This is a genomic window from Martinezella tropici, from assembly GCF_008370325.1.
GTDB lineage: Bacteria > Pseudomonadota > Alphaproteobacteria > Rhizobiales > Rhizobiaceae > Rhizobium > Rhizobium tropici_B.
Map to the genome: position 1 here is coordinate 446,140 of NZ_VNIP01000004.1, position 21,847 is coordinate 467,986.

Below are 21,847 nucleotides of genomic sequence, written 5' to 3' on the forward strand. Positions count from 1 at the left end.
CGGTGTGGAATGGCTCGGGTTTGCGCCCGACTTGCGAACTCACGATCGGCCGCACGCACACGCCAGTGTATTACAACCCAACTATCCTTCCAACTTGCCAGCGAGGCGTGCTATTGCGAAGGCCATAGTCTGAAGGTCATTTCCCGGAAATTTCGATGCTTTGCGATCTTGCTCATAACTTTCCGCCCAAGGTCGCAGAGCTTTTGCAACGCGATCGCGGCCTGAAGCGCAACTTCCGCGAGGAGAGCGTCACCGACATGCTGATGTTCAGCCTTGTCGGCCTTCAGCCCTTTGGCGTAACCGTTGACTTTCCAGACGAGCCGACCACTGGCGGCGATATGGAATGGGTATTCGCAGCGCCCCGCGACATCAACGGCGGGCGGTATCTGCGAATCATCCTGCAAGCTAAACGCGCCCAATTTGCGAATACAAGGGGTGGATATTGGTACTATCAGCATCTCGATCACGAAAAAGGCAAGCAGGCCAGCACCTTGGTGAGGCACGCATCGAGCTCGCCCGGCGGCATGTCGACACTTCCAGTCTACATCTTCTATCACCCGAGCTCTGCGCTGTCGCCAAAGACGGCCTTGTTACCCGCGGTTGACGGCGTCAATCTGGTGTTCGCCCACCAAGTCGCGCCTGTGGTGGCGGGCGGTTGCGCTCGCAAAGACAAGACAGTTGAGGCCTGGCGCGGCTCATTCATGCGGCTCTCGGATATCCTGTGCTGGCCCTTCTTGTCTGTGCGTCGCCCGACCGGGCCGGCCGGCTCCATGGGATTTCAGATCACTGGCGGCCCCGCGTCAACAATCCCTTTCACACCAAGCTTTCATCCCGATTTCGTCGCAGCTCGTCTGCAACGGCGGCTTGAGACCGCGGGTGGAAAATTCCCCCTACCGGCAGATCTAATTCGGCGCGTCTCCGCGGCCGAAGGGATCCCGGTCGAACTACAACGTGCTATCGAAGGAAACACGACGGCTCAGGACCGCAAGGAGCTTGTCCGTCCGCGCGTCATCTTTACGACGCAGATCTCGCGCGCGCATCCTTCGTATGTCCGCGCCGTGCGCCGCGGTTCGAACGTCAAAGAATGATATGCACGAACGGTTTCGCGCGTTTTACGGAAGACCTGCATCCGAAATTCGGGGCACTCATGGCGTAAGAAGCGGTCGTGACCTGATCCTGCCGCAGGGAGTTCACCGGCTCCGGGATCTATATGTTCTCTGAATCCGCAGACAGCCTATATGTCGGACGCACTCGAGATCACCGCAAACGCTATCGCTGGAATACCCCCTAGGCGGAGACGGCGTCAGCCGACTCCGGTCGCCCGCTGGTAGAGTGCGACCGCGAAGCTGATGGGCCCAAGCAGCATGTCGAGTTCTATGAACCGGGAACGACGGGAACCCTGATCAATTCCGACCCAAGAATGTGGTCTCCGGATAGATATCGTTCAGATACCTACGCCCAAACTCATCTGACAGGTATTTCGCCATCCGAAACTCGATGATGAGGCTCCGAAGCGACCCGGAAAATGGTGCAAGTCCATCGTAGCAACAGAGTGCGACCTCGTGACTCGTCAACTGGCTGCGCAATAAATTGCCGTAGCCGTTTTTCTGGTCCTGGCTCAAAAATGCGTCATCTTTTATCCGCATCAAATGTGTGTAGAGAATGCGATAATAGGGCGCCAAAGAACTCTCAAAGCGATTGTGAATGTGCTTTGTATAGAGGTCCGCAAGGATCTCAGCGGTAAGTGGTCCGTTGTTTTGAGCTTCCGCACGCTTAATCCAGAAAAGCATTTCAAAATTGGCTTGTTTAAACGCTTCGGTGCCCTTCGTGAGCGCGGAGGCCCTCGAGTCGCCTCTTATTTCGACGCGATAGATTTCATACTCATCGCTATGCCGAAATTCGACCGCGTCTCGAGCTTCCCGCAATAAGCGGAGCAATTCATAAAATGTCGTTTCGAACTGCTGCATATGCTGGTCATGTCGGTCCTGCGATATCTGCTTTTGCTGGTTTGCGAGATCCGCACGCTGCTGCCTGAGTGTAACCAGCACAGCGATAAAGGCGAAGGCCGAGAACAGGGCATTTAACGCCCCGAAGCTATCGCCCCATTGGCCCAAAGCCTCTTGATTCCACGAGAGCCCAAGGACCCCAACGATCCAACTCTGTGCTGACCAAGCGATCCACATCGAGAGGAGAAAAAATGCGGCGCCAACAATCCAACTGACCTTCATTCTATTCGCCTCGGTTCACTCGCAACTTGATACAAATTTCGTTGGAGAAATTCAATTTTTAGATGTGGCGGCTTCTAGATGGATCTCCTCCATCCCTGGAGACGATGAAGCATATCGGAGTTTTCAGTATAGCGCCGAGCACACTCAGGAAAGCGGACATTCCCGATGCGCGAAAAGGGGACCAGGTAACAACAGGAGCGTTCGCTTCGCGGCCTGACACGAGTTGGTCGTTGTGCCAAAGACAGAGTACCCATGCGACTGATAAAGGGCGTCCGGGGCGCCTTCTCAAGAATTTGCTACTATCAATGCAAACAAAGCGGCGACGCGCCGAATTTCCAACTTCGCTGATTCCTGTTGATCGAATCACTTCTTCGTTTACAACTTGATTGAAACTCGGGGGCGAACTTTGTCGGCAACATCTTCTACTCATGCGTGGATACGGTTTTTAAGAAACTACGGCCCGATTCCTACCAATGACAACATGTATGACGAAACGATCCAACGCGCGCTCCGACGTCATAAGATCCGACCGATCATGCTTCCCGCACCACTTCGCGACGAGCTTGTTGAGAACTTTCGCGGCCCTACCCCCAACTCATACATTATTACCGGTACAGCCGGGGATGGAAAAACATATCACTGCCGAGAGGTCTGGATCGAGCTCGGCGGCGATGCGAACCTCTGGAACCAGGGCGACAAGGTTCAGCGTCTGGCTCTTGGCGACGGCCGCTCATTGGTCGTCGTCAAAGATTTGAGCGAACTGCGCGACGACGAAAGTGCATCGCTTATCGCGGATTTCTCGGCCGATATTGCGAACCCAGCCGCTGCAACATCCTATCTCCTTGCCGCCAATCACGGGCAGCTACTCGAGAAATTCAAATCCGCGCCGAAGACGCCTGAGATCGAACGGGCGAGCCAGGTCGTCGAAGACCTCTTGGTGACGGGCGTGACGAGCGACGCGGAAATTCGTCTCGAGCTGAGAGACCTCAGCCGATCTCCGGCGGCTCAGATGATAACGGCGATCATCGAGGCGATAACCGAACATGACGGTTGGCAGGGGTGCGACGGCTGCTCCGCGCGCAGCGACGGCGCTATCTGTCCCATCTTCGAAAATCGCCGACGGCTCATGGGCGCCGGCGACGAGGATCCGTTCAAGAAGCGACTCGCGGCGATCATTGAGCTCAGCGAGCGCAACGGCAGCCATTTTCCAGTGCGTCAGCTCCTGGCCTTGATCGCCAACAGTCTCCTCGGTCATCCTGACGCCCGGGACGGATTGATGACATGCGCCGACGTGCCTGCGTTGCAGGACGCCGGACATCTCGATTTGGCAAGCATCTACCGCAATATTTTTGGCGAGAATCTGAAGCCGAGCAGGGCGGAGAAGACAGAGCTTTTCCGTAAACTCAATGCGTTCGGCATCGGCGCGGAGACGAGCAACCGGGTTGATAATCTGCTCGTCTATGGCGCTGACGATCCGGCCTATAAGGCCGACTACGATGAACTTGTCGTCTCGGATCCCGTGTACGGCGCGACCGCCGCGTTCACAAGTGCTCAACGCACTTACCTCGAGGGCGCGGATCCTAGTGAGCGCACCGCTTTCCTTGGAGCGCTACGTGCCCAACGGCAGCGCCTGTTCTTCACGATGCCGGAGTCCAAGATCGACGAGTACGATCTTTGGGACCTCAGCGTGTTCCGTTATGCAGGCCTCTACCTCGAAACGGCGCAGAAAATCTCAGCCGGACAAGGCGCGCCCCGGCAGGCGGTCAGCATGATCGTCCGCGGACTAAATCGTATCTTCACGGGGATGCTGGTTCAAAACCAGGATGAGCTCGTGCTTGCCACGTCCGGCAGCTTTTCGCAGTCGAAGCGCAGTCCGCTGCTCGATGAAATCATCTCCGTGCCTCGGTCGAGCGGCGAAGAGGTTAGCATTGTCCTGGACAAAGCTGGCCGAGACTTCGGAGTTTCGGTCAAGCTTGTGCGCGGTGGCGAAATACCTCCGGTGTTCCTGGCATTGTCGCCGACCAGGTTCGAGTTTCTCGGGCGCGTCGCCGAGGGTGCCCTGCCCAGCAGTTTTTCGCTTGAGTGCCACGAAGATCTCCTGGCCTTCAAGGCGCGGCTGCTGCGGGAGACCGAGAACCGCCGAAAGCTCGACGGGGACGATGTGACGGCAGACGGCGAACTCGTTTTGCGGTTTATCGACATCAATACCGATGGCCGTGCGCAGCCGCGGCGCGTAATCGTGCGAGTATGACAATGGAATTTCTTGATCGCCCCACCCAGTTTGAAGAACGCACCGGGCCTGCTTATTGGATCGACGAAGCGATCTGGGGACACCGCCTTCATGATGAGCAGTCACCGTGGCTGACATTCCTCGAATTTCTGACGGTGCTCCTGTCGGAGCACCGTGAGGGCCGGGCGCTGATCGAGGGAACGTATAACAGCCTCTCGTATAAGCCGCAGCTTCAGCTACGCCTGCGCAATCTCGTGTTCAACAATCCCCATGTGATGACGGTTCGCGCCGAAGCAGGGTCAGACGACGAGGCGTGGTCACTTTGGCTCGATAAGATGGCGGAAACCGCGGGCGGCATCGACAAGCCTAATTTCAGGTATCTACGCGATCGCTTCGAAACGTTCGACGACTTTGCGGCCGTCTTGAACTTCCTCCAAGGCTCAGCAATCGAAGGGTCGAGCAACAAGCGGTGGAGCTCCAAATTCGTCTTCCCGTTCGGGCCGCATTCTCTGTTCGAAGACGTCAACGTCAAGCCGAACGGCAGCGTCTCGAACGATCGCCGGTTTTTCGCCCGCACCGGCGAAATCCTCTATCTCATGTTAAGCAGGAGCAAGCACGCTGACGAGCTTCGCGCCTTGCTGACGTCCCGCTTTCTGGATCAACCGGCGCCCTATGATGCAATGGCGCGCGCGCTCCAGGGGGATGTCCAGCTCGCCAAGGCAGAACGTGGGGGTGCCTATCTGCCGTGTTCGCAGCACCTTGTCTTCGATCGGATGGCGGAAGATTGGCTTTCGATCCTGAAGCTGCCCATTCCGGGCCATGACGCTATTCCGCATCTTGTAACCACTGCTGGCCTCAATCTGCTTCTTTATCAACTCGATCGGGCAAGAGAGCTGCTTGACCGTTCTCCTGTCGAACTCGCATGCGAAATCGTCTCGCCAAAAAAGTCGGTTGTGCGGGATCTGTCAGCCGACTCCTATCAACACAACAACATGCTGCCGCAACTCGCGATCGAGCGCTTTATCGTGCGAATTGCCGAGACGCCGGCCTGGACGGCCGCCGTTGCATCCGACGAACCCGTCTTGAGGGCCAGCGACCTGATGCAGCGCGAGTTCGGATGGCCAGACAGGGACGAAGACGAGACTGTCGGTGATCCGACGCAACTGCTTGATGAGCTGCTCAGGAAGGCCACCACCCGTCACAAACAGCACGTGGGCAAAATTCATGCGACATGGTCGCGGGCTATCGGATTGTCGTCACGTCGATCGAGCCGGCGCGTACGGTATGCACCAACCGATCGGTTGCTGAAGACCCTCGTCGTGGCCTGCGTGGACAACAGGCTCGAATTCAAAGACTTCCTGGCGCGCTTGCATCAGCGGTACGGGATCGTCATCGGAGATGCGCAGGCACGATCATTTGTCGATGCCGGGACCGCAGATCAGGAAGACTTTTCGGACAATGCCCATCGCCTTGAAGAGCGATTGGCAAGCCTGGGTCTTCTCAGACGCCTATCCGACAGCTGCGCCTATGTCGAAAACCCATTCCAGAGAGCGAGAGCCGAGTGAATCCTTCTGATCTCATTGGCGCCGCCGGCGCGACATCGATCCGTTTGCGTCTTGACGCGCTCTCGCCGGAAGATGGCATGGCGCGATATCTTCTCGATCGTCTGACCGGCGAGCAGGTCGCTGCAATCACTCTGGCGTTGCTCACCGATGCGAAAGCCACTGAGCTTCTGACCATTGCGCTGCCGCGCAGCCTAGTTTCACCTTTCGGACTTCCGGATAGCGTGATGACGGACGAGCGGATGGTGGCGATCCGGCACGCCGACTATGACCGTCCCGCACTTCTTTTTGCCAACACGGATGAAGACCAAGGTGCCTCCCTCGGGGATGTGACCTTGATAGGCGCGAAACAGCTGACGGAAGAGCCGGGACCTTGGGTCGAGGCCGCTGCCGTCGGCCTTGGTCTGAGCGAGAGCCAGATCGCGACCTGGATGGCTGCGTTGAAGGGGCTGACTGCCGCCGATGACTGGACGCTCCACCAGATTGCAACCTATGTCGCCATGACCCGAACGCGTATCGAAACCGATGCGGTACCGGTCACCGATGCACTTGGATGGGCATTGCCGGCGTTGCGCCTGCCGCGCGACAGCGGTTACTTTCTGGGGCTTGGCGAACGCGATCGCGAAGTCACGCGTCGGTGGAAAAAGCTGTTCGAAAAGCTCGTCGCCGAGCGCAAACCCCTGATGGTCAAGCAGCGTCCCAATCGCCAGCTTATCGAAAATGAAGAGTTGAGAGAGCAGTTCGCGGAGGTGCGGGACGATATCCCGGCGGAGGTCCATCCTGCCATCGATGCTTTCATTGAGGCCGCGCCAGGCTGGGGCTCAGAAGCAGAAGCGCTCAGCCTCTTCGAATGGGAGGCTGAGAGCGTTCTTCAGCTGTTTTCCGGCATTAAGCTGAAGAAAACCTCGCTCGCCCAAGAGACGATCAATTTCTTCGAGTTCACATTTCCCGACCGACTGAGCCCAGTCGACAACGAATACCTCCGCGTTCTCAAAGGCCGATCGCTGAAGGAGACGCGTGAGGACGATCGCGAGTTCTTCGAGGCCCACAGGGATGATCTCGGGCAAGACAAAGCTCTCAGGGTCAAGTGGGAGCGCTTTGTCTTCGGTCGCCCGATCGAATGCACCGATTTCCTTGAAGGCCTGCTGCGAGTCATTGAACGTCTCTTTGGTCAGGTGCTCGGAGGCGGGTCCCGGAAGTTGAGCATTAAGTCTGCTCGGCGATCGCGTAACCAGTGGCTCGACCTCAATGCCGACGTTGGCCTGTATTTCGGCCTGCGCTACAGAGGGTTGCCGGCGCTTCTCGGCGCAGCCGTCGAATGGGACGTACCCGATCTCTTCAGCTACGAAGAACTGCTCGATCGCGCGAAAGCACGTCAGAAAAAGTACCGGCGAAACGAGTCGACGGCGCGAAGTGCCTTGCAGATCAAATTCGATGTGGCGCTAACAGCCGGACGGGAGCGGGCAACCGTTCAGCTCGTGTGGACCGGCCAGCCAGCAGCCATCGGCCTGGAACTGCCGAAAGATCTTGGCCGCCTCATCAAGCGCCCGTTTGGACGCAGCAGCGTTGCGCGTCTCTCGGTTAGTCGAAAGGGCGCTCTGCAGTCGGTGTCTCTCAACGATACGGGAACGCTGCAACCAGCCTTCGGACAGGATGCCGGAACACTTATTCCGCGCACGAGCACCGGCATCGACCTTGCGAAGCTCTTCCCAAAACTCTTGAAGGAGGCAAAGGAGGCAGGCCGGATCACGCAGGCGGGCGCTGACGACATTGCTGCGGCGTGGAAGCAATTCGCCACCATGTATACCGACGCAATTACATCCCTGCAGTCGTCCGGGTACGCGTCTGCCATCCTCCTCACTCAGGCTGACGCCTACGGCGCCCTGCTGAACAGTTTGGCTAAGAATGCCATAGGTGATCTTAACCGCCGCGATATCTGGGAGCCGGTGCTGCGGATCGGAACGATCGAAGTACTAGGGAGCGCGCCGTCAGCCATTGTCGCACCGTGGCACCCACTGCGCTTGGCTGGTGTAGCGGCTAAAATGCGATCGGTGGCAGGCTTGGCCGGCTATCTCTTGTCGGATGTCGATGTGAACTTCGGCGACTCCCGTCTGTTTTTCAGCGATCTGCGCGACGAACTCAGCCATCCGCTCTACCCTGAAGTGGCTGTCGGCTATGACGGCAGCGAACCTGTCCTGCTCACGGAAACAAGCACGGTCAACGACTACAGCCTGGTCGAGCGGCCGGTTCGTGATCCATCCGAGGCGACCACGGACGTTGATCCATCAGAGGCCGCAAAACAGATCCGCGCTCTGCTCGAACGCTATCTCGACCTGCAGCCGCATGAGCGGTTGAATCTCAGCATCATGCTCTACAATTGCGATGCGGCCGGGTTGCCGCTCGCAACCGTGAGCGCGCTAAGTTCGGTGCAGGATCAGGAAGAGGTCCATTGCAATGTTCTGGTCCGCCATCGCGACCGGGCCCGCTTGTCCGGAGTCTACACCGAGCTGCTTGAACGATCGGAAAATGATCCCGATGCGGTAGTGGTCAGTGAGACATCGCGGAACTTCATGTCCAAGCTGCGTATCGGCGTCATGCTCGACGTTGCGGGCGGGTCAAAGTCGGGCGGAGCACGCGAGATAGACGTGGCATTCCTGCACGACGTTGTGTCCCGTCAAGCGCGCGAACAGTGGTTTCCGGTTCCGGCTTTGCCGGATAATCCTTCGTTGCTGGAACACGTACCGGCCCGGTGGTCGTACCGGCGGGTCACCGCCGAAGACGAACTCAAGGCGACGAGCTACCTGACGTGCCCGCGTCAGCCAGATGCTGGTTGGGCCTATATCGACGCCGTCGCGAACGTTGTTCGGCGCCAGTCGCACGGTCCAGACGAGCACTATCTGCCGGCGCGCCAGATCTCGTTCCAGGATGGTGGCCTGAAGGGAATGTTCGACGAGGTGCATAAATTGGCGGAGTGGGTCGCCACCTATGACGATCTTCTCGACAAGCGGCAGCTTGCTGCCCAAGGGATCAACGTCATCCGGTATCGTCGGCAACGCACCCACGGCCGCAACATGGTCGTGTCGTCGACATCGGAGCTGCGAATACTTCACGTGCTGGTCAAGCGGCGGCTCGCGGAACTCTCCTTGGGTTTTGACGACGACCGCCTTGCAGGTCTCGCCCGACGAATGATCGAAGACGCCAATGCTATATCCGGCGATATCGTTTTGCGTGCAGCCAAACGGGGCGTTTCCGCCGGCGAGCTGATTGGTTTGGTGCTGAGCCGGGCCCTGGTCGAAGAGGAGCTTGGTGAGCGCGCAGCCGTTGCTTGGTTCCTCCTCGATGATTATGCGGAATGGCTTGGACAGAAGGAGGAGGGTATCGCCGACATCCTTGGCATCAGCCTCTCGACAGGCGAGGATGATCTTCCGAAGCTGAGGGCAATCGTGACTGAAGCGAAATACGTCGATCAATCCGGTTTGGCGGAGGCGAGCCGCAAGTCACGCAGTCAACTGCGACAGACTGTTGCCCGTATCGATGACGCTTTGTTTGGCGATCCCGGACGCCTCGATCGCGACCTCTGGCTTTCCCGCATCTCCGATTTGTTGCTGGACGGTACGGCAGCACTAGGTCAGGCAAACCTTCTCGAACGGGTTCGAGACGGTATTCGCCGCGGTGCTGTCCCGATCGATTTGCGCGGTTACTCGCACATTTTCGTTTCTGGCCCAGCGACTGACGGCAGTTCGTCGGGAGAGCAGGATGAGTTGCCGGAAATTCAGATGGGGCTTCAGGAAACGTTCACGCGCGAGGGGCTCCGCAAACTGATCAAGGCTTACGAGGCGAAACAGAGCCTAACCGAACTTCGCGCCCAGCTTGGCGAAAAGCATACGTGGAACTCGGTCAGTTATCGTCACCCGGCGCCGCGGGTTGATTGGACGAAGGCTATCAAAGAAGAGCATTCGATTGCGGGGAGCGAAAAGCCCATCAGCCATGACTATGATCAAGATGACGACGAGGGCGATCCCGAAGGCGGAATTGTTATTGAGGCCGTAGAACCGGGCACAAACGGCAATGGTTCGGTCGCCGTGAGCGGCGACGGCGGCGGTCTGTCCGGCGGGGAAATCACCCCCGCCCCAGCTTCCACCCAAACCAAAGACGAAGACCAGCCAACCATCTCACTATCGTCTTTGACGAACAACCAACCGGGTACTCCTGCGTTACCGAGCGGCGGTACGGCTGCTCCGACGCCCGACAAATTTCCTCGCGCCGGCGCCGAGATCGGCATTGCCGCTCTCATCGAAGCTCGCGCTCAGAAAGCGCGCGAAAACTCCGCGGACGAGCGGGAATGGTTGGACAGCACCGCACAAAAGCTGCGTTCCGCACTGCTCGGCTACAATCTCCAGGCCAAGATCGTGGGAACGCGCCTGACCCCAAACGCCGCACTCATCCGCTTCATGGGGTCGGATCGTCTGCGCGTGGAAGACATTGAAGCGAAACAATCATCTCTACTGACGACGCACGGGCTCAGGCTGATTTCGATTTCGCCATTGCCGGGCGAGATCGTCGTCGGCGTAGCGCGGCCGCAGCGACAGGTCGTTTCGCTTTGGGATGTTTGGGGCCGACGGGAAATCAATCGCAATGCCGCGGGCGTGAACACGTCGTTCGTGCTCGGCCTGAAGGAACTCGACGGCGATATCCTCTATCTGAACCTTGGTGGTCCATTCGCCGGCGGCCAACAGCATGAGCCCCACACGCTCGTCGCGGGCGCAACAGGGTCGGGGAAATCCGTGCTGATCCAAGCGCTCCTCCTCGATATCGCTGCGACCAACTCCAGTGATCTAGCACACATCCACCTGATCGACCCGAAGATGGGTGTCGACTATGCGGCAATCGAGCGGCTGCCGCATCTGCAGGGCGGGGTGATTGTCGACCAAACGCGGGCGGTTGAAGTCATGGAGGGGCTCGTCACGGAGATGGAGCGCCGCTACGAGCTGTTCCGATCCAAGGGGGCTCGAGACATTCGAGCATTTAATTCCAAAGTCGAGCGTTCCGAGCGGCTGCCATATGTCTTTCTGGTCCATGACGAATTTGCGGAATGGATGCTGACGGAGGATTACAAGTCCGCGGTGACATCCAATGTTTCGCGCTTGGGCGTGAAGGCACGCGCCGCCGGCATGCATCTGATCTTCGCGGCGCAACGGCCCGATGCCAACGTCATGCCGATGCAGCTACGGGACAACCTCGGCAACAGATTGATCCTGAAGGTTGCGAGCGTCGGAACATCCGAAATCGCGCTTGGCATGAAAGGAGCGGAACAGCTCTTGGGGCTCGGTCATCTTGCCGCAAAACTGAGCGGCGAGCCAACTATAATCTATGCGCAAGCTCCGTTTCTTTCCGATGAAGATATCGAAGCGGCAGTTGCAGCAATATCAAACTCAAATAGTACGGCGAGTAGCGATTAGCCGGTTAGATGAAGGAGACATAGGGTGGGAACGTGGAATTCAAGTCCGCATCCGATCTCAGACCTAAGGGATTGGAACTCTCTTGGACGCCTTGAATTGCGGCCTTCCTTTCAGCGCAAGGAAGTCTGGAATCCGGCCGCTCGCATCATGCTCATTGATACTATTCTAAGGCAGGTTCCAATGCCAAAGATGTTCCTTTGGAACGAGGTTCGAAATGAACACACGCATAGGCAAGTAATTGACGGTCAGCAACGCATCTCAGCAATATTAGCGTTCCTAAGAGACGAATTCGCTCTAGACGAACCCTATTCGGGTGAATTCTTTGGGAAAAAATTTAGCGAACTTCCGAAAGAAGTAAAAGATAGTATACTTCTATACAAGATTGACTATAACGAAGCTACTGGCTTTACGGAAGAAGAAGTACGTGAAGTTTATTCGCGTGTAAATAAGTACTCTATGCCGTTGAATAGGCAAGAGTTGCGTAGAGCCGACTTCCCAGGGAGGTTCCTTGAGCTTTCTACTGACCTCTCCCTAAACGAATTTCTCGATGCTTCACGGGTATTTACTGTCGGGCAACGAAGGCGAATGGGCGACGTGGAATTCGTGTCTGAGATTCTTGCTGGTATGCTTGAAGGGCCGCAAGATAAGAAGGGTGATCTGGACTACTTCTATTCTAGATATGCTGAATGGAAGCCTGCAGACGAGGCGAAGGTTAAACAAGCTTTCTTGGCGGTCATAGACGACCTAGAAAGAATTTTCGTTGCTGAAAAGTTGCCGTTGGCCAAGACGCGATTTAGGCAGAAATCGGATTTTTACTCTCTCTTTCTCACGATATACGAATTCCAGACTGCCGGAGAAAATCTAGCCGGCAAGAATCTTGAACCTTTGAGGGGTGATTTGCGCTTACTTGACGCCAATATAGCGCCAGAGTCCGAGATCGATGTGTTGAGCGAGTATGCTATAAAGTGCGTGTCCCAAGCAAATACCGTGGCGAGCCGATCTTGGCGGAAGAACTTCCTCATGGATATTTTGCAAGGAACTTATCGTGCGAGGAAACCAGACGGGACTGTGCGATTAAAGTTTGAATCTATCGCCTTTCAGTTGGAAAATGGCGGTGCTCAAGGCAAACTTTTTGAAAACTGCATTGAATGCGGCGAGCCCCAACACAATCATACGGGCGACGGACGGGAATTAGACTGGCCGGTAGGCACCGAGGTGTTCCAAATCTCAAACGCGAGTTGGCGGATGCACGGATGCAGGACGGGTGCCTGAATGGCTTTACTATTCTCTGGCCGCGGCGAAAATCCGGCGAAAGAAACGATAGTTATTCCGGATGAACTGCGGACTCCAATCGGAAAGACATATGAGGTTGGCGAAAGAATCGCTGCTGGCGGAAATGGGGTTGTACATCGGTGTACCGACCTAGGAGATGGTACCGAATATGCTGTTAAGTTTCTTCTCGACCTACGAGCGCACCGGCGTAAGCGTTTTGATCGAGAAAAAACCCTCCTTCAGGGGATCCGGCATGATCATCTAATCGCATATCAAGATGCAGGAAGTATAGATGGCGAGCAGCGAAGGTCGCGTTCATCACAACCAATAAAAGATATCCCATTTATCGTCATGATGCTGGCCAATGAACCCTTGTCGTCGCTTGTAAAACGAGCTCCTGTTCCGAATGAAATTTTTCTAGCTCAGTTCCGCGGACTCGCACATGGTCTCGGCGAGCTCCATAGAAGGGCTGTTCATCGTGATATTAAACCCGACAACATCCTCGTTATGGGGGACCGTTGGGTTCTCAGCGACTACGGACTATGTGACATGTTGGATCTGCCGGGCGAAGAAAGAATGACCCCCGACTGGGAAATCGTAGGTCCGCGGTTTTGGATGTCTCCAGAAGCAAATAACCGCAGCATTGGTCGAGATGACCAGATCAACGCAGCATCCGATGTATTTCAGCTGGCGTCGGTGTTCTGGTTTGTCGTTAACCGTCGTCACCCTACAGGAGTTCTTTCTAAGGCTGACTGGAAGGGACCGGAAACGCTGTTCGATCCAATATTTAAAGCACTTCATCACAGCGCTTCAATACGACCGGCTGATGGTGAGGCCTTCGCGGCACAGATTGATGACGCAATTCTAGGGTAATCGCCCCGCCCCCATAATCATTTGTGGCAAACAACGCAACTGGCGGCTCCTTCGTCAAGGCCGTACACCTCATCAATCGTCTCCGGGGTTCTGGCGGATAGCGGATTGATCCGCCGGCCGCGCCGCAGTCGCTCCCGGCGTTTCTCGTAATCTGACTTGATCTGTTCGACCCGTTCGGGCGAGATCAGATCCGTCAGGCTTTCGCCTTGGCTCCACGTGAACGGCGAGCCGTCTCGTAGCGCGGTCTTTTCATAATCGACGGCCTCGGCGAAGCGATCTGGATGATGTTCGGCGAGCCGAACCCACTCGATCTTCTGCTGGTAGAAGCAGAATGTGCAGCCGGACCGCGAACGCCATTGATAGTAGGCCGGCTCGCCGACGTCTGACTGCTCGAGTATTTCGATGACACCGGTACGATCGACGCCTGCTTCACGAAGCGGAAGATGGACCCGCATGTTGGGGTGTGTGGCTTGATAGCCCTCTCGGCTCGGCTCATCGGCGCGGATGGCAACGTAGGAGTGCACGATCGTCCCGCTTTCAAGATCCTTTTGCAGCCAATGCTCCAGCGGCCGAAGTTTCAGCTGTCGCGTGCACCAGCGGGTGCGGGGCGAGGGCAGAAAATTGCCGTACTCGTCCAACCAGAAATCAAAGTCGCGATCGGGGTTAAGTCGCTGGATCGGGCGGCCGAGAAAGCCTTCGAGCTTATCCAGGAAGCTATAGACCTCAGGCAATTCCTTGCCGGTGTCCGTGAAGAAATACTCGATCGGCAGCTCTGGATGATGCTGCCGCATGTAAACCGCGAGCGCGGCGCTATCGCGCCCGCCCGAGAGACCGAGGATATGACGCTCCCCACTCATTGTCTACTAACCTCATCTTCGCCATCGGCAGCCATCATCGCGACTGCACGCGCCAATGCAGCAAGCTGCAGTCGTCCACTCTTGTTTTCTGATCTGAGCGAAGCCACCAAGCGATCAGCGATGCCCGCGGCGGCCACCTTTTCGCTTTCGCTCAGTTCGAAGCTGCGCATCAACGGCGGCGTCTTCGGGTCCAGGCCGACGACAAGTGCAAGGGCCTCGGTCTGGGAGCGCCGATCTCGTACGATCGCCAAAGCCTCAAGCTCCCGGAAACGGCGCCCATAGCGAGCAATTTCCGTCAGAGCTTCCTGCCGGTCTCTGTCTGACCAGTTTCGGGCCGGGCGATGCAACAAGACGCTGACAGTGCTCTCGATGTCGCCTTTGCCGAGCTCCATCGCTGCAACGCGATCTGCAAAGGCGTCGAAATTGTAGTCGTTCGTCAAGCCTTTCAGCAGCGATGCGCGTTCCGCAATTCCAGCGAAACTTGCGGCATCGATGCCGAGCGCCTTTGCAAGTGCCAGACGCAACTCCTTGAGCAGCGCCGGATAGCTCGCTTCCGCCGCTTGAAGCGCATGGTAGACGGCCTCCGCGGTGAGCTCTTCACCGAGAGCAGCCGGAAGATCGTCAAACAAGAGACGCTCGGGATCGTCTGCCTTCATCACGATCCCGCGGATTTTCACGGCCAAAGGATCAAGGTTGGTGGTCCGCTTTGCGAACTGTGAGAGGTCTTCAAAACGCTGAAAGAGAGCTGCGGCGACGGGCAAGGACGCGCCGTGATGGTCGACGCCGAGCAGCTGCGCGAGCCCACTAAGAAACGCCGTTTCGCGCACGGACCGGTCAATTCGCCTCAAACGGAAGAGACCAGGCTTCTGCAATAGCTTGTCAACGACGACATCATCGATTGTTGTTTGATACACCCCGTCAATATAGACGGCGACGCTCTCGCGCTTGGCAAGCATGTAGGCAAGCGCCAATACCGGCATGACACCGGCTTTGAGACCATAGGGCGGCCGAGCCCACTCAGCGTAGACGGCATCGAGAGGCTTTTCGCCTGCAAAGTCGATTACCTCCCACGCAGGCCGGAGCGATGCGCCCTCTTGGCTATCGTCCGGTTCCGAAAAGCCAAACACGCCGGCCTTGATCTCTTTGTGCAGTCCGAATGGTCGAAGCAAGGTAAGATAGAGGCCGAGCTCGGCGGGATACTGGGTCATTCCCAGCTGCTCATGCGCATACGAGTTGACCATTGCATGAGCCAGCTCGCGCAAAGCCGCCATCGAATTCGATGATGGTTTGTCTCGCTGAAGCAACTCGCTCTTGATTATCGGCGCTTTGGAGAAACCGGCGTCGGCCAACGCACTTGCAACGACCGTTAGCGGTGCGCGTATGGCTTGGCTCGGTTGAGGCGCCAGGTACCAGCTTGCATTCTCAAACGCCGTTTCGAGCGACCGATGAAGCTGATCGATGCAGTGAGATTGTCTCGCGGCAATCTCCCGCCTTGCTATCCGGTCACCCTCCAGCTGCGGGTGCTCACGGAAAACACGTTCGACCGCCAACAACTCTGCGGCCGTTGACCGGAGGGCAAAGCTGTCATTTGCCCCGCCCACGGCAATTATACGCTCCTCCGCTGCCAGCGCTTTGGCGGCTTTCTGCGCCAGTTGATTGACTGATTTCGCCGTCAAAGAACCGTCGCCGAGGAGCAACAACAAAAGGCCGCTGCCACGAAGAGGGCGGTCCAAAATACCGCTCGTCAACGACTCGATCGTGTCGTTCGGGCCGACGACCTGCAGTGCTATCTCAAATGTCCTCAACGCGCCTTTCTGGAAATAGTGCCGTTTTGCCGTGGCAAATCCCAAACCGACCCGACGCGGAATGTCGGCGAGTTCAAGTGAATCCGCCGGTTGGATAGCCCGCCCAATGGCCTCTTCAAGATCGAAGTCGCTGCCGGCAAACAGCGCATATCCTCCGAGGCGTGGCTGCCGGATCAGAATAGCCCAATCGACGAGATCCCTTATCGCTTCGCTGATCGCTTTCATCGCGAAGCCGGGTACCGACGCGATCAAAAAATCGTCCGCGAGCACGACGCCTGATCCGTTGCGGAAAAACTCGATGATCGCGGCCGCCTTCGTCAATTTGACGTGCAAACTGGTTCCTTTGACACTGGCCCGCTCTATCGCCTCGAATGCGAGGCTGAAGCGGTTGCCGTCTATACCCGCGGTGAGGGCCATTCCAAAATTTGCAGCAAGATAGTCCCAGAGCATCGCGGGGTCGTAGGACCCGCCGTCGAGATCGGTCGTCTCCAAAAACTCCTTGAAGCCGGAGGGCTCCGCCGAACTCAAGAAGCCAAAGACGCTTCGTTCATTTTGGGCAAACCGCGCCCTTGAAATCGGTCCAAGCAGAAGGGCACTCACCGGGTTAAGAGGCCATGTCTGCCCTAGCGCTTCCGTCAGAACGTCAACATCTGTTGGGCGGCGTTTTGCGACAGCTTCAGCAACAGTGCGGGCGTGCGAGGCATCGTAATCAGGGCGATCAGCGGCGATGGCCCGCCCGAGCAGCGCAACTGTTTCGTCTGCACCCGAAAGAAAAGCGATGTCCTGATAACGGCCCTGAACCTTACGCCATTCCTGGCGGGCGTCGCGCGCAGCGCGTGCCGTGTACTGATCGAACGACTGGTGGAGAATGCCAATGACCACCAAACGGCCGTTGCTGCGGGATGCGTGTTCGGCGAGATCCTGAAGCAGATGCACGTCGCCGCCCTCGAGAGCCTCATGCTCAAGAAGCTTCCCGAGTTCGTCGAGAATGAGGAGGGCCCCGCTCGACGCGCCTTCGCCGCCTGCGATCAAAGCCTTTATAAGGCGATCATCGTTTGCTGCGAACTGGGACGCGGTATCCTCAGACCAACCAAGGGTATTGCGTGCGGCTTCAACGATAGCGTCCCGGAGCCGTGTCCGGCTTCCGGTAACGGGAATGACTTTCCAGGCGCCGCTGGTTTCGGGGAACGCCTGACTGAACAGGGTCGAAAGGGGCTCCCCCGCGATGTCTCGAGCAATTTTGCGGTTCTTCTTCGTGCCGGCCACGAGATTTGCAAGCAGCAAGGCAGCACTTGACTTACCGCCGCCATAAGGACCGGTCCAAGTATAAGCACCTTGATGGTGGTCCCGCTGGCTCTCACCAAGCGTACGCAGGGCTTTCGCCACGCTTGCCTGCAAAACGTATCCAACTAATGGCGGCGTACCGTTCAGGTCCGCGTCGAGCCGGGCCGATCGCGCAAAACGGCGATCGATGGAGACTATCCTGGAAAGCTTGCTCATGCTGCGATCTGACGGTCGGGTTTGCGTGGATAGGCGAGAGAAAGAACCATCGTCGGATCGAACTCGGATGTGCGCTGGATCTGGCGAAGACCGGCCGTGTCGACCCATTGCCAAGCACCTGCGGTGAGATCGTCGAGCCGCATCAGCCGGGAAACCACGCTGTCTTCATCGAGTTTGAAAACGCGGCCTGGCGAGCCTGCTCCATAACAAATCTGTTCAGCCGTCATTGTGGTCGAACCGCCGGAGCGTTCCCAGAATTGGCCAAGGGCGTAAGCGAATATGGCGTCATGGAGCCCTGGCTTGGGACCGCGGACGAACTCGTACCAGCCGCCAAGCCGAGCTTCCCGGATCAAAGCAAGCTCGGCTAACAGAGGCTCTGCTGCATCTTCATTGAGAGTATCCGCGCGTCGCACATAGCTCCGCAAAAATACCTCGATATCGCGCTTGAGCGTTCCGCGTGTTGCCCGCCATCCGTTAGTCTCGACCAAAGCCATGAGCTGGTCGAGCAACATGGCTGGATCAAACTCGATCGCATTAAGCAAATTGAACACGTAGTAGGCAGTTGTTGTCATCGCCGGTGTGCTGGCGATATGCCAATGAGCGAGCCAAATTGTCGAAGATTGCTCGAGGTAGGGATCGAGACCGTCGTCGCTGAGAATGGCGTGACCAACCCCGGTTGGCGCAATAATGCGGTCAACTTCGGTGAAGAACCCCGAAGCGAGCGCCCAATAGCGCATCGACACGGCCATGTTGCGTCCGACGCCGAAACGCGTTATGGCATCTTGTTCCTGAAATGTTCTCGAATCGGCTCCTTCTCCGATTGCATCGAAGGCTTTCTTCAACCATAGCAGCCGGAGCGGGAACGTTTCGTGTCCCGCAAACTGCCCTCTCGAATCGATCTTTATCGTAGCGCGTCCCATGAAGGGCACTCTACTGGTGAAGCTCTCCAGTTGCAAGGCGGGACTGCCCGGCTGCATCAACAATGTGGCCGGCAGCAGTTATTATCTCTTCAGAATTCTGATAGCGATTACAGAAAATCCGGATAACGCCGCGAGCGTCTATTTCAGAAAGACCAATAGATTCAAGAACATGGGAAGTCTTGATTTGCCCCGAGGTGCATGCGGATCCTGTTGAAAGCGAGACATGGCGCGCGATGCGGGCGCAGAGCTCGTCAGCATCGACGCCGAAAAGTTGGATGGACGCCGCGCCCGGAACTGTTGGCGCATCCCCGCTCACCCGCCGGAAGCGAAGTTGCCGCTGTTCAAGCGTCTCAATCAACTGCTCGATCAAGCCCGAGCAGTGCTTTTGGTCAGATGAAAGCCGGTGTTTTGCAACCCGAGCTGCCGCACCAAAAGCAGCAATCAGTGCGACCGGTTCGGTTCCTGGCCTCAGTCCGCTTTGCTGGCCTCCTCCTAATGTCAGGGGGAGGGGCTTCAGTGCTGATGCGGCAATATACAAGGCGCCGACCCCCATCGGGCCATAAGTTTTGTGGGCCGAAAGGGTGAGGTAGTCGACATCAAGCTCAACGACATCGACATCGATCTTGCCGGCGGCCTGCGCAGCATCGCTATGGAAGAGCGCGCCGCTCGCATGCGCCAAGGCAGCAGCTTCCTTGACCGGCTGAATGACACCGGTCTCATTGTTGACCATCATCACGGATGCAAGCAGGAGATCTTCGTCGATGAGCCGTGTAAATGCCTCGAGATCAAGCCGACCGCGATGATCGACGGGAGCGATGCTGATTTCAAACCCTTCGGACTGCAAGGCATATGCAGGTTCCAACACTGCCTTATGTTCCACGGCCGAAACGAGGACGCGTTTCCGGTTGGGTTCGCGCCTGCCAGCGGCACGTGCTACTCCCAAAATCGCTAGATTGTTGGCTTCGGTCGCACCGGACGTGAAGGTGATCTCGCTCGCCGTCGCGCCGATCAGGTCGGCAACCGATCCGCGGCCATCAGCAATCGCTCGGGCGGCAAGCTCGCCTGAAACGTTTGGTGAGCCCGCATTGCCCGGATGCGTCCAAACAGCAAGCATCGCCTCGCGAGCTTCAGGCGCAAGCGGCAGAGTGGCAAAACCATCGAGATAGATTGGGTGCCCCATTTCCGTCCCCGCACGGTTACAATCAGGCTAAGGAATCAATAGCCAATACGCTGCTCCTCGATATAGCCCCGAGCCATTGCAATGTACACTTGCGGAATTGATGGAAGCGCACCAACTTCTGCCCATCAGCCATTCAAAGGATACGCCATGCGAGAAAATGAGGATAATCAGCCCGTTGCCGGGCGTGTTCTACTGTCTGATATCTATCGGGAGCAATATGCACACTTCCGCTCTATGAACGACATCTTATACAAAATTCCTCCGCTTTTTACGGTCGCGTTGGGTGGCTTGTGGTATTTCGCGGCAACTCAGCTAAATACCGACCGGGTTATTGCAGCCGGCATTTTCTCATTTTGTGTCATTCTGAGCATCGCATTCATAAATATCATGGAAAGATTTGGGCGAGCTTTCAACGGTTACTTGACCAATCTCAATAAACTCGACGGTGACTATAAGGTGACATTGAAGCCGTCATGCCTGCCTTCGACTGTCAAAACGATCCAACTTCTGCTGTGCATTTCCGCGTTCGTTTCGTTGATTGGCGCGGTGTACGTCATCGCAGCCGCGCCTGCGCCATTGAACGCAATCGAAACGCCGCATCAGGTCGCTACGCCGGCGACGCACTGACTTCGAACAGATGCCGAGAAAATTCTTAACATTATCATGCATTTAATGCCATCGACTAATACCCGAGAGGGTTCGAATCCCATCACATCAATAGATCCGCTTTTGTTGGCCGTGGCTTTTCGTCTTTAAAAAGTGGCGCCGCCGCCAAGCGCAGGACGAATGCTTTGCGCCCGCATGTCGGTCGTAGAGATCGTCGTTGCCTCGCCTGAAAGCTGACATAATCCGGGGCGCCGGTCATGTCCCTGCGCGCCAACAGCAGTCATAGTCTGATCTGTCGCGAACGGTCGTATTTCGATCCCATCAAGGATTATTAGTGGGCCCTAAATCGCCTTCCGAAGACCGGTATTCGCCCGTATGATGGAATAGCGAGTTTAGGAGGTGCAAAATGATCGTCGCGCAGCTTTCCGATATTCACGCTGCGCCCAGCAACGATAACATGTTGCGTCTCGCTCGAGCGGTGTCATGGCTTGCCGAGGTCAAGCCCGATGCTGTTGTGGTTTCCGGAGACCTTATCGATGAGGGGTGGACCGAAGGATACGCTGAGATCGGGGCTCGTCTTGACGTGCTGAATTGTCCTGTTTTGGTAGTGCCGGGAAATTCAGACAATCGCCGTGCACTTAGTTCGGCGTTCACGAACCATCACGGTGAGGTCAATAATAGCAACGCTGTTCATTTCAGGGCCGAGTTCGGCGCAATTCGGTTGGTGGGATTAGACACTAGCCTATCTGGCTCGGCGGCTGGCGACGTCGCCCAACATCTGGATTGGCTGAAACGAGCTCTGGATTTGCCAGGAGCACAATCAACGCTCATCTTCACGCACCACCACGTCGTGCCATGCGGGATTCCCCCGATGGACGCGGTGATCGCGCAGGGACGAGAGGAGTTAGCTGTTCTGCTGACCCAGCGCTCTCTTAGACCACTGGCAATCTCATCCGGCCACGTGCACCGACCTATGAGCGCGACGCTGGCTGCAATTCCCACTCACATTTGCGGCTCGATCTGTGCCGCGAATCCGCTTTGGTTTGGAGGCCCTAGCGTTCCTGCCGTAAGTGATCCACCCATGATTATGGTTCATTGGTTCTCCGCCGATGGACTGGTCAGCAGTCACGTAGGCGTCTGAACGACCGCTTCGGGCTGAACTCAGACCTCGGCAGGAGGAATTGCGATGTCCGCTTTCCCATCTGGGGTGTCATGCAGCCTATGTTCAGCTATCGGACCCAAATTGGTCATTCAAAGCGGACAAAGCTGATGTCTGTCACTGAGGAATTTCAGATAGATAGCTTTTGCAAAAAAATGGATCGACGGTTCAAATCCTATCAAGAGCTGAAATAAGC

The 21,847-nt window shown here is 56.9% G+C and carries 13 protein-coding genes; 8 read left to right on the top strand and 5 right to left on the bottom strand.

From position 1 onward, the window contains the following. Positions 1-155 precede the first annotated feature (155 nt). Complete coding sequence (locus FP026_RS07860) at positions 156-1,088, top strand: DUF6615 family protein (protein ID WP_149634051.1); 933 nt, start codon at positions 156-158, stop codon at positions 1,086-1,088. 315 nt (positions 1,089-1,403) lie between these two features. On the opposite strand, the gene FP026_RS07865 is transcribed toward FP026_RS07860, so the two are convergent. Continuing rightward, positions 1,404-2,228, bottom strand: a complete 825-nt coding sequence (locus FP026_RS07865; RefSeq protein WP_149634052.1) for a putative phage abortive infection protein — start codon at positions 2,226-2,228, stop codon at positions 1,404-1,406. Between the two features lie 481 nt (positions 2,229-2,709). Between FP026_RS07865 and FP026_RS07870 the strand changes: the two genes are divergently transcribed. The 5 genes from FP026_RS07870 to FP026_RS07890 are packed head-to-tail and all read left to right on the top strand — an operon-like array spanning position 2,710 to position 13,624. Further along, positions 2,710-4,479: a hypothetical protein gene (locus FP026_RS07870; protein ID WP_149634053.1), complete on the top strand. Its 1,770-nt coding sequence runs from the start codon at positions 2,710-2,712 to the stop codon at positions 4,477-4,479. A gap of 2 nt (positions 4,480-4,481) precedes the next feature. Next, complete coding sequence (locus FP026_RS07875) at positions 4,482-6,023, top strand: hypothetical protein (RefSeq protein ID WP_149634054.1); 1,542 nt, start codon at positions 4,482-4,484, stop codon at positions 6,021-6,023. Then, a complete protein-coding gene (locus FP026_RS07880) occupies positions 6,020-11,479 on the top strand; it encodes an FtsK/SpoIIIE domain-containing protein (RefSeq protein ID WP_210247960.1) in 5,460 nt (1,819 codons plus the stop codon). Before FP026_RS07875 ends, FP026_RS07880 begins: the two co-directional genes overlap by 4 nt. A gap of 24 nt (positions 11,480-11,503) precedes the next feature. Then, a complete protein-coding gene (locus FP026_RS07885; protein ID WP_149634055.1) occupies positions 11,504-12,751 on the top strand; it encodes a GmrSD restriction endonuclease domain-containing protein in 1,248 nt (415 codons plus the stop codon). Beyond that, positions 12,752-13,624 carry a protein kinase domain-containing protein gene (locus tag FP026_RS07890; protein WP_149634056.1) on the top strand — a complete coding sequence of 291 codons (873 nt, stop codon included), beginning with the start codon at positions 12,752-12,754 and terminating at the stop codon, positions 13,622-13,624. A gap of 17 nt (positions 13,625-13,641) precedes the next feature. On the opposite strand, the gene FP026_RS07895 is transcribed toward FP026_RS07890, so the two are convergent. From FP026_RS07895 to FP026_RS07910, 4 genes are read right to left on the bottom strand one after another with little or no spacing between them, the layout of a single operon-like run. Then, entirely contained in the window at positions 13,642-14,481 is an 840-nt protein-coding gene (locus FP026_RS07895; RefSeq protein ID WP_149634057.1) for a phosphoadenosine phosphosulfate reductase family protein, read from the bottom strand. Continuing rightward, positions 14,478-17,786: an ATP-binding protein gene (locus FP026_RS07900; RefSeq protein WP_149634058.1), complete on the bottom strand. Its 3,309-nt coding sequence runs from the start codon at positions 17,784-17,786 to the stop codon at positions 14,478-14,480. Before FP026_RS07900 ends, FP026_RS07895 begins: the two co-directional genes overlap by 4 nt. Further along, positions 17,783-18,706: a DUF4007 family protein gene (locus tag FP026_RS07905; RefSeq protein ID WP_149634059.1), complete on the bottom strand. Its 924-nt coding sequence runs from the start codon at positions 18,704-18,706 to the stop codon at positions 17,783-17,785. The genes FP026_RS07900 and FP026_RS07905 overlap by 4 nt, the downstream gene beginning before the upstream one ends. A gap of 10 nt (positions 18,707-18,716) precedes the next feature. Further along, positions 18,717-19,886, bottom strand: coding sequence for a cysteine desulfurase family protein (locus FP026_RS07910; protein ID WP_149634060.1), 1,170 nt, complete (start codon positions 19,884-19,886; stop codon positions 18,717-18,719). 147 nt (positions 19,887-20,033) lie between these two features. Between FP026_RS07910 and FP026_RS07915 the strand changes: the two genes are divergently transcribed. Together FP026_RS07915 and FP026_RS07920 are read left to right on the top strand one after the other, a co-directional pair. Next, positions 20,034-20,513: a hypothetical protein gene (locus FP026_RS07915; protein ID WP_149634061.1), complete on the top strand. Its 480-nt coding sequence runs from the start codon at positions 20,034-20,036 to the stop codon at positions 20,511-20,513. 385 nt (positions 20,514-20,898) lie between these two features. Next, positions 20,899-21,633 (top strand): metallophosphoesterase, encoded by a 735-nt coding sequence (locus FP026_RS07920; RefSeq protein WP_149634062.1) that lies wholly within the window; start codon positions 20,899-20,901, stop codon positions 21,631-21,633. The last annotated feature ends 214 nt before the right edge of the window (positions 21,634-21,847 follow it).